Genomic DNA, 13,234 nt, shown 5'->3' with positions numbered 1-13,234 from the left:
TCCTTCTGTTGGATGAACCTGATTAATAAGGATAGTCGCTTTGCGGAAAGTGTGCGGCGCAGAGGGAGAAAAGCCTCGCGAAAGCGAGGCCAGGCATTAAAGATTTACGTAGTGGTAGCGGCAAGAAACGATAATCAGCGAGTCATCTTTTATGTAGTAAACGAGACGATGCTCTTTGGTGATGCGGCGCGACCAGAGCGGCTTATGGTGCTTGAGCGCCTCCGGCTTTCCGAGCCCCTGGAAAGGGTGCTCAAGCGCATCCCTGACGAGGGTATCAATTTTCTGCTTTACCTTAGGGTCGTTCTGCTTCCAGAAATCTATATCAGCTTGTGCTTCCGGCGTTATCCTGGGCGTCATTCAAATTTATATTCCTGTAGGTCGCCGCTTTCCGCCTGTTGGATGCTGCGCTCAATATGCGCAGCGTTGACCGGGTTGCTGAACAGATGAAGCGTCTCTTGCATAGAGGCAAACTCCTCGGCATCGATAACCACCACGCTTTTAGCCCCTTTGCGGGTGACAAGGATCGGTGCCAGCTCGTCATTTGCCTGCTGCATCAGCGAAGCCAGGTTCTGGCGGGCGTCAGTGTAGTTAACATGTTGCATATTCATCTCCCAGGTGCTGTTACACGAGACACTATAGCTCACGTACAAGTACCTGTACATATATAACCCCACCCCTTTACGTAACGGATGGCAGGGCGAAATCATAGCGGGCCGTGAAAGTGAGCATTGCGATCGCTCGCAATAATCGTTGATGGCGTGAGAAATTCAGAAAACAACAAGGCCGCGACGATTGCCGCGGCCTGCAAAGGTGTAGCCAGTTCATTATTACGCGTGCGCTTGCTGGTAGACCTCGCGCTGCGGCTGGCGGATGGTTGTGGAGAGTGCCAGCGAGAGGATCAGCAGGGCGAAGATGACACAGAAGGTGACATAAAAGCCGCCGAACAGTGAGGCGATAATCGAGCCGCAGATGCTGCCGATACCGAAACCGAGGTAAATCACGCCATAGTTTTTCGCCAGGTTGTTGAGGCCGAAGAACTCACTCACCAGCGACGGGAAGACCGTGATGGTGCCGCCGAAGTTGAAGGCAACGCAGGCGATAGCGGCAAAGAAGCTCACGGCGTTCAGCGGTGCGAAGAGCAGTGCGGCCATGCCGACTAATGAAATCACCTGACCAATGGTAATCACGCGGATGCGGGCAATCTTGTCAGAGAGGATACCCAGCACCAGGCGGCCGCTGAGGTTGGCAATCGCAATCACCGTTACCGCATTAGCAGCAGTGGCAATATCCAGATGCACCATCCCCTGCGCAATATCTTTCGCCACGCCAATCACATACAGGCCGCTCATGCAGGCGGTCAGGAACATTACCGCCAGCATCCAGTACTGCGGTTTACGCATTGACTGCGCCAGCGTGAAGTCATTTTCCACTACGCCGTTAACAGTGGAGACTTTCTGCAGCGGCGCATCGGTCATCAGCATCGCACCGAAGACAATCATCACCAGCGTAATCGCGCCCCAGATCATAAATGTGCTTTCCAGGCCGACGGTCGCCAGCAGATGGCTGTCGATAAATTTAAAACCGAGGCTGCCAAGGCCGTAAGAACCGATAGAGAAGGCGGAGATCAGCCCTTTGCGCTCCGGGAACCACTTCACGCAGTTAGAGAGGGTTAACAGGTAGCCCGCGCCATCTGCCAGGCCAACCAGCACACCCGCGCTGAGCCACAGCATCATCAAATTAGTCGCATGAGCGGTAAGGAAGAAGCCGAGCCCGAGCAGCAGGCCGGAGGCGATGGTGACGCGCTTCACGCCAAAACGCTCCTGCAGTTTACCGGCTACCGAGGAGGAGAGCGCGAGGCCAAGGCTCAGCAGGCCAAAAGAGAAAGCGACCTGGCTTACCGGCTCGCCCAGTTTTTCCGCCAGCGAACTATTGAACAAACTCCAGGTATAAACCGACCCTAACGCAAACTGCGTGATGATGGTGCCGACCAGCGTCAGCCAGCGAGTATGTTGAGCAAAGGAACTATTCATGGCAGTTGTCCCGCAGAAGAATAAAAAGGAATTCACTGCCGACAACCATAACGAAGCGCATTTCATGCTTGGGTAAAAAAGGCATGAAATGCAGCGAGAGAGGAATGAAATGCCGCTGAGCGGGAATGAATGACCGCGCGAAATATCACTGTGGCGAATACTAAGTGTGAGTTAGTACATACTATCAATATAAATCGCGCCGCTATTGTTTCACGAGTGTAAAAAGATTGTTTTAATCGAGCTAAAAACGGGCGCTGACCCCCATGCTGTAGAGGTAGTTTTGCCCCCAGGTCTCGTTTTCCGATTGCGACATTGAAGCGTAGGCGGCGAGATGCGGGTTGAGCAGCATATCGGCACCCAGCGTCACATCCATCCAGTTACCATACTGGTTGGCGGCGGTAAGGCGATAGAGACCCGACTGGCTCTTCCAGACGTTTTCGCCAAACTGCTGGTTAACGCTGATTTGCGCCCACGGACGCAGATCGCCAAAGCGGCTATCAACGCGCCAGCCCAGCGAACTGACGCTGGCGTGCCACAGCGGATCGCTGTACTGCACGTTGGTCGCACTGTCGCCGAATTCGTTATACATTGAAGTCGTTGAGCCATCGTAGTGCCACACCGCCACCGGGCCGGTAGTGACTTTACTTGAGAGCGGAATATTCCAGCCAAGGCTCATGGTGCTAATCGTATCGAGCGGCGACGTATCGGGGAGGTTAATCGCCAGCCCCGGCGAGTTTTGCGTCGAACGAATGCGCTCTTCAAGAATATCGTTATAACGGGGTTGCCGTTCGCTATCCCAGCGATAGCGTCCATCGGTGTCATCAGCACCGACATACTCTTGCTGCCACGCCGCCGCCGTCTGGGAAAAAAGCAGACAGGCAGGCAGCAGCGACATCATCAGGCCACTGCGGGTTGTTTTCATTATTTTACGACTCCAGAGAAGAGCCGAACTCGGCGTAATTGTTATCGTTGTTAGAACGGGCAAAGGCCCTGTAATAAATATTGTCTTTCTGGAGTTTACGTCAAGGCAGGCCGACGTTTATTTTTCCTTCACAAACGGAGTATGGATATGCAGCGTTGTGGTTGGGTTACGCAGGACCCGCTCTATCTTGATTATCACGATAATGAGTGGGGCGTGCCGCAAAGAGAGGGCAAAAAGCTGTTCGAGATGATCTGCCTCGAAGGGCAGCAGGCGGGCCTGTCGTGGATTACCGTGTTGAAAAAGCGGGAGAATTACCGTCACGCCTTCCATAACTTTGACACGCAGCGCGTCGCTGCCATGACGCGGCAAGATGTCGACAGCTTGCTGCAAAATGCCGGGATTATTCGCCATCGCGGCAAGATTGAAGCGATTATTGGCAATGCCCGCGCCTACCTGGCGATGGAAGAAAACGGCGAGTCATTTTCAGATTTTATCTGGGGGTTCGTCGATAACCAGCCACAGATCGCGCACGCTTCACTGCTCGCCGAAATCCCCACCTCAACGCCCGTTTCCGACGCCTTATCAAAAGCGCTAAAAAAACGCGGCTTCAAATTTGTTGGTTCAACTATCTGTTATGCCTTTATGCAGGCCTGCGGTCTGGTTAATGACCACGTCGTCGGCTGCATCTGTTACCCGGGAGAAAAGCATGATTCGCGCATGGAACAGTGAAGATTTAACCCCGCTGCTGGCGCTGTGGCTGGAGAGCACCACCCTCGCCCACCCCTTTATTCAGGCCAGCTACTGGCAGGAGAGCGAAGCGCTGGTGCGCGACGCCTATCTTCCGTCGGCGAAAACCTGGGTGGTTGAGCAGGAGGGGGAGTTGCAGGGCTTTGTCAGCGTAATGGATGAGCAATTTATCGGCGCGCTGTTTGTGCGCCCGCAGGCGTTTAGCAAGGGGTTCGGGAAAGCGCTGATTAACCATGTTAAACAGCACTTTCCCCGCTTAAGCCTTGAGGTTTACCAGCAGAATGAGCGGGCGGTGAACTTCTACCATGCGCAGGGCTTTACCATTACCGAAAGCGCATGGCAGGAGGAGACCGGTCATCCAACGTGGATCATGAGCTGGCAGGCGGATCAAACGCCGTCAGCGTAAGCGCCGGGCCGCGATACTTCTCAACCCACGCCAGCGCCGTATTTCCCGCGCAGCCATTGCCCAGCCGCGAGCTGGGCAGATCTTTGGTCAGCACGTTCACCGCGCCGTTTTTACACAGCCCGTCCGCCGTTGGTTCAAGATCCGGCCATGCCCCTTCATGAATGCAGATCACGCCAGGCTTAATGCCGCTGCTCACCACCGCGCCCGCCAGCACCTGCCCGCGCTGGTTCCACACCCGTACCACATCGCCCGGCGCAATACCGCGCGCCTGCGCATCGAGCGGATGGAGCGTAATTGGCTCGCGCCCGGCCACCGCATACTCTTCGCGCAGACGGGTAAAGTTGAGCTGGCTGTGCAGGCGGTGCGCCGGATGCGCAGAGAGTACCTGCAACTGCTCCGGTTCGGCATTGCCATGCCACTCATCCGGCTCCAGCCATGTCGGATGCGGCGGGCAGTCGGCATAGCCAAAGCTTTCAATGCGCTCAGAGTAGATTTCGATTTTCCCGCTCGGCGTTTTCAGCGGGTGCGCCTGCGGATCGCGACGGAAATCGGCGTAACGCACGAAGCGCGCGTTCTGCTCGCTCTGTGGCATCTCAATCAGCTGGTTCGCCTGCCAGAACTCAGCGAACGGCGGCAGCGTCACCTGCTGGCTCGCCCCGCGTTCGCCAGCGATGGTGTAGAAGGTCTCCAGCCACTGCAGATCGCTCTTCCCTTCGGTAAAGCGCTTGCGCCCGCCCGCTTCCCAGCGCTCGCTTAAGTCCGCAAACACTTCAAAGTCATCGCGCGCCTCAAACTGCGGCGGCACCACGCGCTGCATCGGCACCAGGTGCTGGTTGCTGTAATCGCCGGTCATCGTCAGGTCGTTACGTTCAAACGAGGTAGTCGCTGGCAGCACGATATCGGCGTGTTTCGCCGCTGCCGTCCAGAAACACTCGGAGATCACCACCAGTTCCGGCTTCAGCCAGGCGCGGATCAGGCGATTGGTATCCTGATGATGGGTAAAGTTTGCGCCGCCCGCCCACCAGACAAAGCGGATATCCGGGAAGTGCCCGTTGATGCCGTTGTGCTGGTAAGGCGCGCCGGGATTTTCCAGCGCTTCAACGATGCGCGCGACGGGGAATTTATGTACTGCGTCGGTGCCGCCTTTGACCAGCCCCTGCATTGAAGCAAGCACCGCCGCGCGGCGTGTCGGGTTGCCACCGTTGGCAAAGTGATAAGAGAGGCCAAACCCGCCGCCCGGCGTACCGATCTGCCCAAGCATCGCCGCCAGCGTCACCAGCATCCAGTGTTTTTGCTCGCCAAACTGCTGGCGCTGCATCCCCCAGCCTGCCATCAGCATGGTGGTGTTTTCATGGAAAACTTTTGCCAGTTCGCGGATTTTAGCCGCTTCAATGCCGCAGATGCCTGCCGCCCACTCCGCCGTTTTCGCCACGCCATCGCTTTCGCCAGTGAGGTAGGCAGCAAAAATCTCGTAGCCCACGGTGCAACGGGAGAGAAAATCATTATCCTGCCAGCCGTTCTCCACCAGCGTGTGGGCGATGCCGAGCATCAGCGCCACGTCGGTGCCCATATGCGGCGCGATCCACTCGGCGCGATCGCCGAGGAAATCGACGGTCTCCGATCGCATCGGATCGATACAGATCACCCGCTTGCCGCTGTTGCGCAGCGCGTCAAAGTAAGGAATGCCCTGCTCATCCGAGGCGTTCCAGGCGATCTTCAGGGTGTTTAGCGGGTTGGCGCTCCACAGCACCACCACGTCGCTGTGTTCGAGGATCAGCGGCCAGCTGGTCTGCTGCTGGTAAACTTCGTTGCCGCCAACCACGTGCGGCATGATCGCCTGCGCGGCGCCGGTGGAGTAATCCCCGAGATGGCCGGTATAGCCGCCCGCGAGGCTCATATAGCGCTGTAACAGCGTGGCGGCTTTGTGCAGCACGCCGTTGGAGCGCCAGCCGTAGGAACCCGCAAAGATTGACGACGGGCCATAGCTGTCACGAATACGTTTGTGCTGCTGATGGATCAGATCCAGCGCCTGATCCCAGCTGACACGCACAAACTCATCCTGCCCGCGCACGCCCTGCGGGCTGTCGGGCGAAGCGAGAAAGCCTTTGCGCACCATCGGGTAGCGTACGCGCGTTTCGCTGTGCACCTGCTCCTGCACCACGCTTTGCAGCGAGTTGGGGAATGGCGTCGGCAGCGCGCCGCGTGAGGCGAGCACCTTTTCACCATCGGTGTCGACCAGCATCGGGCCCCAGTGGGCCGCCGTAAGAACTGTTTTGATAGCAGAGTTTGCCAAAGCGCGCTCCTGAATAGCTTGCAGGTGGTGTCGGATGTGTTGTTTGCGCTCTATCATCCACGGCGAAGCGCGTTTGGCAAAGAATTAAACGTCATTACCGCCGCGCGCCGGGTGATAAGCGCAGGTTAGTGCTTGATTGCCCGCGATTTCGCGCTAAGGTGAGGGCAACCAGTTACGGCGAGGGAAGCAACAATGGCGAAAACGACGCGCCCAACCATCAGCGATGTGGCGAAAGCGGCCAACACCGGCAAAACCAGTATTTCACGCTATCTCAACGGTGAAAAACATCTGCTTTCCGCTGCCCTTCTGGCGCGCATTGAGCAGGCCATCGCCGCACTCGATTACCGCCCAAGCCTGATGGCGCGCGGTCTTAAGCGCGGGCGCACCCGGCTTATCGGGCTGATTATTGCCGATATCACCAATCCCTACTCCGTGCATGTGCTGAGCGGCATCGAAGCTGCTTGCCGCGAAAAGGGGTTTACGCCGCTGGTCTGTAATACCAATAACGAAGTCGATCAGGAGCTGCACTACCTTGACCTGCTGCGCAGCTACCAGGTGGAGGGGATTGTGGTGAACGCCGTGGGCATGCGCGAAGAGGGGCTAAACCGCCTGCAACAATCCTCCCTGCCGATGGTGCTGATTGACCGCAAAATCCCTGATTTCGCCTGCGATGTCGTCGGGCTGGATAACACCCAGGCCGCCACCACCGCCACTGAACACCTTATCGAGCAGGGTTTTGAAGCCCTGCTGTTCCTCAGCGAACCGCTGGGCACCGTCAACACTCGCCGCGAAAGGCTAAACGCTTTTCACTCCACCCTTGCCCGCTACCCTGGCGTGGTGGCGGAAGATGCGGAAGTGGTGCTGCACGAAGCGGCGCAGTTGGATAACACCCTGCGCCAGTTCCACGCCCGCCATCGCGGCATGCGCAAAGCGGTGATCTCTGCCAACGGTGCGTTAACTCTTCAGGTGGCGCGCTCGCTAAAGCGTATTGGCCTGAACTGGGGCAGCGATATCGGCCTGCTCGGCTTTGATGAGCTGGAGTGGGCAGAGCTGGCGGGCGTCGGCATTACCACCCTCAAACAGCCCACCTGGCAGATCGGTTTTGCCGCTGTCGAGCAGGTCGTGCGCCGCATTGAGGGCCACAGCGATACGGTGCACGAGCGGGTTTTCTCCGGCGAACTGATCGTGCGCGGCTCTACGTCGCGTTAATTTTCCCCTTCGTGATGCCGATCATAAATTCGACACAGTGAACTTTTCTTTGGAACCGGTTCCATCTAGCGTTAATGGAAGCTAATCACCCTGCCGTTATCGGGGAACCGGAAGATGGAAAGAAAAATTATTGTTGTTACCGCCGCCTATGGTCATGACCAGGTGGCGGCGCTGGGCGGCCAGGTCGGCACGCTGCCGATCATTGCCAATGCGGGTGCCGACGGCGTGGAGATCCGCCGCGAACTGCTCAACGACGAGGAGCTGTCTCACCTGCCGTCGCTGGCCTTCGCCATTGATATGCACAACCTGCTGGTCTGTTACTCCGCGCCGGAGCCGCTCTGCCTGCAAGATGGCAGCTTAAACCCGCGCCTGCCCGCCCTGCTGGACGAAGCCCGCACGCTGAAAGCGCTGTGGCTGAAAGTCTCGCTGGGTCATTTCAAAGATAACGCCGTGCTGGAGACCCTGCGCGGCTGGCTGGCGACAAGCGATGTGCCGCTGGTAGTGGAAAATGATCAAACCGAGTGCGGCAAGCTCGCACCGATGCTGCGCTTTAAAGCCGCCTGCCACACTGCGCACCTCCCCGTCACGCTCACTTTTGATACCGGCAACTGGCTGTGGGTTGGCGATGAGCCGGAAGAGGCCGTGCGCCAGCTCGCGCCCGCCGTGAGCTATGTGCATGTCAAAGCCGTTGAGCGCGCAGGCGATAAGCACTGTGCAACACCACCGAATGCCGAAAACCCGCGCTGGCTGGCGCTGCTCGACGCACTGCCTGGCGATGTACCGCGCGGCATCGAATTCCCGCTTGAAGGCGACGATTTGACCGCCGTCACCCGCCACTATGTCTCTCTGCTGCGTAAGGAGTTCAGCCATGCATAACGCGCTGGATGTCATCACCCTTGGCGAAGCGATGGCGATGTTTGTCGCCACCGAAACCGGCGATCTCGCCGAGGCCGGGCACTTTATTAAACGTGCGGCCGGTGCCGAGTTAAATGTCGCTACCGGCCTTGCGCGTCTGGGGTTGAAAGTGAGCTGGGTCAGCCGCGTCGGCGATGACAGCTTTGGCCGCTTTATCCTCAACACGCTGCGCAAAGAGGGGATTGATACCTCCGGCGTGACGCTGGATACCCGCTACCCGACCGGCTTTCAGCTGAAATCGAAATGCGATGATGGAACCGATCCCATTGTGGAGTACTTCCGCAAAGGCTCCGCTGCCAGCCATCTTTCGCCGGAGGATTTTAACGCCGCGCTGTTCAGCGATGCGCGCCATCTGCACATGAGCGGCGTGGCGGCGGCGATCTCCACCACCTCTTACGCCCTGCTGGAGCATGCGGCGAAGGCGATGAAATCGCAGGGCAAAACCCTGTCGTTTGATCCCAACCTGCGCCCGGTGCTGTGGAAAAGTGAAGCGGAGATGGTCGAAAAGCTCAACGCGCTCGCCTTCCAGGCGGACTGGGTGCTGCCGGGGCTGAAAGAGGGCGTCATTCTCACCGGTCGGCAGACGCCGGAAGGGATTGCTGATTTCTATCTGCAACGCGGCGTGAAGGCGGTAATTATCAAAACCGGCCCTGACGGCGCGTGGTTTAAAACCGCCGAGGGAGAACAGGGGGCGGTTGCGCCGGTTATTGTCGAGAACGTCGTCGATACCGTTGGCGCAGGCGATGGTTTTGCCGTCGGGGTGATCAGCGCCCTGCTGGAAGGAAAAACGCTGCACGATGCGGTGCGCCGGGGCAATGCCATCGGTGCGCGGGCGATTCAGGTGCCCGGCGACAGCGAAGGATTGCCAACCCGCGCGGAGCTTGGCGCGCTGTAAGCGCCCGTTTCGCCGATACTCAAACCGCCTGTACCCTACATGACAGGTGGAAAATAACCTCAACCATAGAGGCAACCTTATGAGCAACGCCACCAACTCAGCCAAACGCTGGCTCTATATCATGCCGATTGTGTTTATCACCTACAGTCTGGCCTACCTCGATCGCGCGAACTTCAGCTTCGCCTCCGCGGCCGGGATTAACGACGATCTCGGCATCACCAAAGGCGTCTCTTCGCTGCTGGGCGCGCTCTTCTTCCTCGGCTACTTCTTCTTCCAGATCCCCGGCGCGGTCTACGCCGAACGGCGCAGCGTGCGCAAGCTAATCTTTATCTGCCTGATTTTGTGGGGTGCCTGCGCATCTCTAACCGGCGTGGTGAGCAATATCCCGATGCTGGCCGCCATCCGCTTTATCCTCGGCGTGGTCGAAGCGGCGGTAATGCCAGCGATGCTGATTTACATCAGTAACTGGTTTACCAAATCGGAGCGTTCGCGGGCGAACACCTTTTTAATCCTCGGTAACCCGGTCACGGTGCTGTGGATGTCGGTGGTCTCCGGCTACCTGATCCAGTCCTTCGGCTGGCGTGAGATGTTTATCATCGAAGGCGTGCCAGCGGTGATCTGGGCCTTTTGCTGGTGGGTGCTGGTAAAAGATAAACCGACCGAAGCGAAGTGGCTGAGCGAAGATGAGAAGCGCGCGCTGCAAACACAGCTTGATAAAGAGCAGCAGGGCATTAAAGCGGTTCGTAACTACAGCGAAGCCTTCCGCTCGCGCAATGTGGTGCTGCTCTGCCTGCAATATTTCGCCTGGAGCATCGGCGTGTATGGCTTTGTGCTGTGGCTGCCATCCATTATCCGCAGCGGCGGCGACAACCTCGGCATGGTGGAAGTGGGCTGGCTCTCTTCCGTACCTTACCTGGCGGCGACCATTGCGATGATCCTCGCCTCGTGGGCCTCCGATAAGCTGCAAAACCGCAAACTCTTTGTCTGGCCGCTGCTGCTGATTGGCGCGTTCGCCTTTATCGGCTCGTGGGCAGTGGGCGCGAACCACTTCTGGATCTCCTACACCCTGCTGGTGATTGCCGGGGCGGCAATGTACGCGCCGTATGGCCCCTTCTTCGCGATTATCCCGGAGATGCTGCCGCGCAACGTCGCGGGTGGCGCAATGGCGCTAATCAACAGCATGGGCGCGCTCGGCTCGTTCTGCGGCTCGTGGTTTGTCGGCTACCTTAACGGCGCGACCGGCAGCCCGTCCGCTTCGTACATATTTATGGGGGTGGCGCTTTTCGCCTCTGTATGGCTTACTTTAATTGTTAAGCCTGCTAACAATAAGCAGATTCCGGCAGGCGCACCGTCACAAGGGAGAACCGCATGAAGCCATCTATCATCCTGTACAAAGCCTTGCCCGATGATCTGCTCGCACGACTGGAGACGCACTTTACCGTAACCCAGGTTGCTAACCTGAAACCAGAAACGGTGCAGCAACACGCCGAGGCGTTTGCCAACGCGCAGGGGCTGTTAGGCTCCAGCCAGACAGTGGATAGCGCGCTGCTGGAGAAGATGCCGCAGCTGCGTGCTACCTCGACCATCTCGGTAGGCTATGACAACTTTGATGTGGATGCGCTGAACGCGCGCAAGATTGCCCTGATGCACACCCCAACCGTGCTGACCGAAACCGTCGCCGACACCATTATGGCGCTGGTGCTGAGCAGCGCCCGCCGGGTGGTGGATGTGGCTGAGCGCGTTAAAGCGGGCGAGTGGACCAAAAGCATTGGGCCGGACTGGTTCGGCAGTGATGTACACCATAAAACGATGGGCATTGTCGGTATGGGGCGCATTGGCCTGGCACTGGCGCAGCGCGCACACTGCGGCTTCGGGATGCCGATCCTTTACCACGCCCGCCGCCAGCATGCCGAAGCGGAAGAGCGCTTTCAGGCGCGCCACTGCGATCTGGAAACGGTGTTGCAGGAGTCCGATTTTGTCTGTGTCGTACTGCCGCTCACTGAAGAGACGCAGCATCTGATCGGCAAAGCGCAGTTCGCGATGATGAAAAAATCCGCCATCTTTATTAATGCCGGGCGCGGTCCGGTAGTGGATGAAGCGGCGCTGATTGAGGCGCTGCAAAACGGCGAAATCCACGCCGCCGGGTTGGATGTGTTTGAGCAGGAGCCGCTGCCGGCGGATTCACCGCTGCTGTCGCTGCCCAACGTTGTGGCGCTGCCGCATATCGGCTCTGCGACCCATGAGACGCGCTACAACATGGCGGCCTGCGCGGTCGATAACCTGATTGATGCGCTCAATGGCAAGGTGGAGCAGAACTGCGTTAACCCGCAGGTCGTCCGCTAATCTCCATTCAGCAATAAAAAAGAGGCGACAAGGTCGCCTCTTTTTTTATGCCTGCATCCGCTTACTGCTGGGTTGCAGAGACGGTTGCCGTCCAGGCCTGGGTAAAGGCCTGATGCTGCGCCGCCAGCGGCCCAATCAGCGCGTTGTACTGGCTGGCCTGCTCGGAGGTCGGGAACTGAATGCCGTTCGCCGTAAAGCTCACCTGCGTGCCCTGCTGCGCGATAAAGTCGCCCACCTGCACCAGCTGCTGGGTGAAGACCTGCGCCGCCGGGATCAGCGGTTGCAGCGCGTTAGCCGGGTTGGTCACCACTTTGGTGTAAACCTGGTCATAGACCGGTTTCAGATCGTCTGCCTGCTTGAGCGCGGCATGAGAAGCATCGGCCTGCATTTTAGCGTTCTGCAACTGCTGGCTCAGCACGCCGAGAGAACCGTTGGCCTGGCGAAGCGGCTCGCGCTGCGTCATATAATCCTGCGGAACGCGGATGGCATTAACGCTATCAACGACCGGGCGCAGACCGGAATCCATCGCCTGGTTCACCTGCTGGGAATAGCCATAGATAACCGCATAATCAGAGACAAACGGGCCGAACTGTTTTTTCTGATCCGCCGTCAGCGCTGGCAGACGTTCGCTGCTGCGCATTGCCGTATTCTGCAGGAAATCGATAAACGCTTTACGTTGATCGCCTTCTTTATCAAAACACCCACTCAGGCTTACCACCATTAATAGCGCCGCAAGAGACGCAAACCAGCGAGAGCAGGACTGTCCTGTCGCCATTTTATTACTCCTTTCACCCATAAAACCGCTTCTCGGCACACGCGTGCCCAACGGCCTACAAGGATAGTCCAGGTCAGCCTCGCAAGATACCCCTTCATTACACACAAAAGCGTGCGGATCCGTTTTGGCACGATATTTTCCGTGATCGCGGTCGGATTATTCTTAATCCAAATTTTTGCTGACGATTTACAAATTTATACCGAGCAAAATCGCTCTCTTATTAATCAATCAATTAAACAAAACTTAAGCGGCAGAAGGTGCATTTTGAGCACATCTACCCCGCTTACAACGTAAATAATCACTGGCGAAATCATACGCCAGGTTTTTTTCCGACTACTCTTATCAGGCTGTATCACGATATCCGCTGTGTGATTTTATGAGGAGTGCTCAATGGAGTACAAAGACCCGATGTTTGAACTGATGAGCAGTCTCGAACAGATCGTATTTAAGAAAGATGTTGCGCAGACGGGAACCCTGAGCAAGAAGCCGAATTCCTTTAGTGACTTTGAACAATTGCGACGTGGAACCGGTCTGAAGATTGATGACTTCGCTCGTGCGATGGGAGTCTCGGTCTCAATGGTGCATGAGTGGGAATCACAACGTATAACACCCACCGCCACCGAGATGAAACTGATGCGTCTGATTCATTCGAATCCGATGCTCAGCAAGCAGCTTATTGACTAAGCTGCAACGGTCAGA

14 protein-coding genes are annotated in these 13,234 nt (G+C 57.4%); 8 read left to right on the top strand and 6 right to left on the bottom strand.

Features of this window, described 5'->3' with window-relative positions; genetic code table 11:
• Positions 1-96: 96 nt before the first annotated feature.
• The 4 genes from EH164_RS00850 to EH164_RS00835 form a co-directional block, all read right to left on the bottom strand.
• The gene (locus EH164_RS00850) at positions 97-357 is read right to left on the bottom strand and encodes a Txe/YoeB family addiction module toxin (RefSeq protein WP_054802690.1); all 261 of its coding nucleotides are present in this window, start codon (positions 355-357) and stop codon (positions 97-99) included.
• Positions 354-644 (bottom strand): type II toxin-antitoxin system Phd/YefM family antitoxin, encoded by a 291-nt coding sequence (locus EH164_RS00845; protein WP_241174994.1) that lies wholly within the window; start codon positions 642-644, stop codon positions 354-356. Before EH164_RS00845 ends, EH164_RS00850 begins: the two co-directional genes overlap by 4 nt.
• Positions 645-827: 183 nt before the next feature.
• The gene (locus EH164_RS00840; protein WP_076769346.1) at positions 828-2,030 is read right to left on the bottom strand and encodes an MFS transporter; all 1,203 of its coding nucleotides are present in this window, start codon (positions 2,028-2,030) and stop codon (positions 828-830) included.
• 241 nt (positions 2,031-2,271) lie between these two features.
• Complete coding sequence (locus EH164_RS00835) at positions 2,272-2,952, bottom strand: autotransporter domain-containing protein (RefSeq protein ID WP_094418958.1); 681 nt, start codon at positions 2,950-2,952, stop codon at positions 2,272-2,274.
• 147 nt (positions 2,953-3,099) lie between these two features.
• On the opposite strand from EH164_RS00835, the gene tag reads away from it, so the two are divergent.
• Together tag and EH164_RS00825 are read left to right on the top strand one after the other, a co-directional pair.
• A complete protein-coding gene (gene tag, locus EH164_RS00830; protein ID WP_124971202.1) occupies positions 3,100-3,681 on the top strand; it encodes a DNA-3-methyladenine glycosylase I in 582 nt (193 codons plus the stop codon).
• The gene (locus tag EH164_RS00825; protein WP_124967031.1) at positions 3,659-4,105 is read left to right on the top strand and encodes an N-acetyltransferase; all 447 of its coding nucleotides are present in this window, start codon (positions 3,659-3,661) and stop codon (positions 4,103-4,105) included. Before tag ends, EH164_RS00825 begins: the two co-directional genes overlap by 23 nt.
• Here the strand turns inward: EH164_RS00825 and EH164_RS00820 are convergent.
• Positions 4,068-6,347: a molybdopterin guanine dinucleotide-containing S/N-oxide reductase gene (locus EH164_RS00820; RefSeq protein ID WP_241175058.1), complete on the bottom strand. Its 2,280-nt coding sequence runs from the start codon at positions 6,345-6,347 to the stop codon at positions 4,068-4,070. The two genes, EH164_RS00825 and EH164_RS00820, sit on opposite strands and share 38 nt — an antisense overlap.
• Before the next feature lie 243 nt (positions 6,348-6,590).
• Between EH164_RS00820 and EH164_RS00815 the strand changes: the two genes are divergently transcribed.
• From EH164_RS00815 to ghrB, 5 genes are all read left to right on the top strand, one after another.
• The gene (locus EH164_RS00815; protein WP_124967029.1) at positions 6,591-7,607 is read left to right on the top strand and encodes a LacI family DNA-binding transcriptional regulator; all 1,017 of its coding nucleotides are present in this window, start codon (positions 6,591-6,593) and stop codon (positions 7,605-7,607) included.
• Between the two features lie 114 nt (positions 7,608-7,721).
• Positions 7,722-8,483 (top strand): sugar phosphate isomerase/epimerase, encoded by a 762-nt coding sequence (locus EH164_RS00810; RefSeq protein WP_124967028.1) that lies wholly within the window; start codon positions 7,722-7,724, stop codon positions 8,481-8,483.
• Positions 8,476-9,417, top strand: coding sequence for a sugar kinase (locus EH164_RS00805; protein ID WP_124967027.1), 942 nt, complete (start codon positions 8,476-8,478; stop codon positions 9,415-9,417). Before EH164_RS00810 ends, EH164_RS00805 begins: the two co-directional genes overlap by 8 nt.
• Positions 9,418-9,496: 79 nt before the next feature.
• Entirely contained in the window at positions 9,497-10,789 is a 1,293-nt protein-coding gene (locus EH164_RS00800; protein WP_124967026.1) for an MFS transporter, read from the top strand.
• A complete protein-coding gene (gene ghrB, locus EH164_RS00795; protein WP_124967025.1) occupies positions 10,786-11,760 on the top strand; it encodes a glyoxylate/hydroxypyruvate reductase GhrB in 975 nt (324 codons plus the stop codon). The genes EH164_RS00800 and ghrB overlap by 4 nt, the downstream gene beginning before the upstream one ends.
• A gap of 61 nt (positions 11,761-11,821) precedes the next feature.
• Here the strand turns inward: ghrB and EH164_RS00790 are convergent, their stop codons facing one another.
• Complete coding sequence (locus tag EH164_RS00790) at positions 11,822-12,535, bottom strand: DUF3053 domain-containing protein (RefSeq protein ID WP_094418951.1); 714 nt, start codon at positions 12,533-12,535, stop codon at positions 11,822-11,824.
• A 390-nt stretch (positions 12,536-12,925) separates the two neighbouring features.
• Between EH164_RS00790 and EH164_RS00785 the strand changes: the two genes are divergently transcribed.
• Positions 12,926-13,219 (top strand): HTH-type transcriptional regulator, encoded by a 294-nt coding sequence (locus EH164_RS00785; RefSeq protein WP_042718609.1) that lies wholly within the window; start codon positions 12,926-12,928, stop codon positions 13,217-13,219.
• Positions 13,220-13,234 lie beyond the last annotated feature (15 nt).

The sequence above is a fragment of the Kosakonia sp. CCTCC M2018092 genome (genome assembly GCF_003864115.1).
GTDB lineage: Bacteria > Pseudomonadota > Gammaproteobacteria > Enterobacterales > Enterobacteriaceae > Kosakonia > Kosakonia cowanii.
Note: the sequence above shows the minus strand (reverse complement) of the source record. Positions and strands in the feature narration are given on the sequence as shown.

Excerpts from the sequence above, each read along its gene's own strand:
- EH164_RS00850 (WP_054802690.1), bottom strand. The coding sequence starts at position 357 with ATGACGCCCAGGATAACGCCGGAAGCACAAGCTGATATAGATTTCTGG.
- EH164_RS00840 (WP_076769346.1), bottom strand. The coding sequence starts at position 2,030 with ATGAATAGTTCCTTTGCTCAACATACTCGCTGGCTGACGCTGGTCGGC.
- EH164_RS00835 (WP_094418958.1), bottom strand. The coding sequence starts at position 2,952 with ATGAAAACAACCCGCAGTGGCCTGATGATGTCGCTGCTGCCTGCCTGT.
- tag (WP_124971202.1), top strand. The coding sequence starts at position 3,100 with ATGCAGCGTTGTGGTTGGGTTACGCAGGACCCGCTCTATCTTGATTAT.
- EH164_RS00825 (WP_124967031.1), top strand. The coding sequence starts at position 3,659 with ATGATTCGCGCATGGAACAGTGAAGATTTAACCCCGCTGCTGGCGCTG.
- EH164_RS00820 (WP_241175058.1), bottom strand. The coding sequence starts at position 6,347 with ATGCTGGTCGACACCGATGGTGAAAAGGTGCTCGCCTCACGCGGCGCG.
- EH164_RS00815 (WP_124967029.1), top strand. The coding sequence starts at position 6,591 with ATGGCGAAAACGACGCGCCCAACCATCAGCGATGTGGCGAAAGCGGCC.
- EH164_RS00810 (WP_124967028.1), top strand. The coding sequence starts at position 7,722 with ATGGAAAGAAAAATTATTGTTGTTACCGCCGCCTATGGTCATGACCAG.
- EH164_RS00805 (WP_124967027.1), top strand. The coding sequence starts at position 8,476 with ATGCATAACGCGCTGGATGTCATCACCCTTGGCGAAGCGATGGCGATG.
- EH164_RS00800 (WP_124967026.1), top strand. The coding sequence starts at position 9,497 with ATGAGCAACGCCACCAACTCAGCCAAACGCTGGCTCTATATCATGCCG.
- ghrB (WP_124967025.1), top strand. The coding sequence starts at position 10,786 with ATGAAGCCATCTATCATCCTGTACAAAGCCTTGCCCGATGATCTGCTC.
- EH164_RS00790 (WP_094418951.1), bottom strand. The coding sequence starts at position 12,535 with ATGGCGACAGGACAGTCCTGCTCTCGCTGGTTTGCGTCTCTTGCGGCG.
- EH164_RS00785 (WP_042718609.1), top strand. The coding sequence starts at position 12,926 with ATGGAGTACAAAGACCCGATGTTTGAACTGATGAGCAGTCTCGAACAG.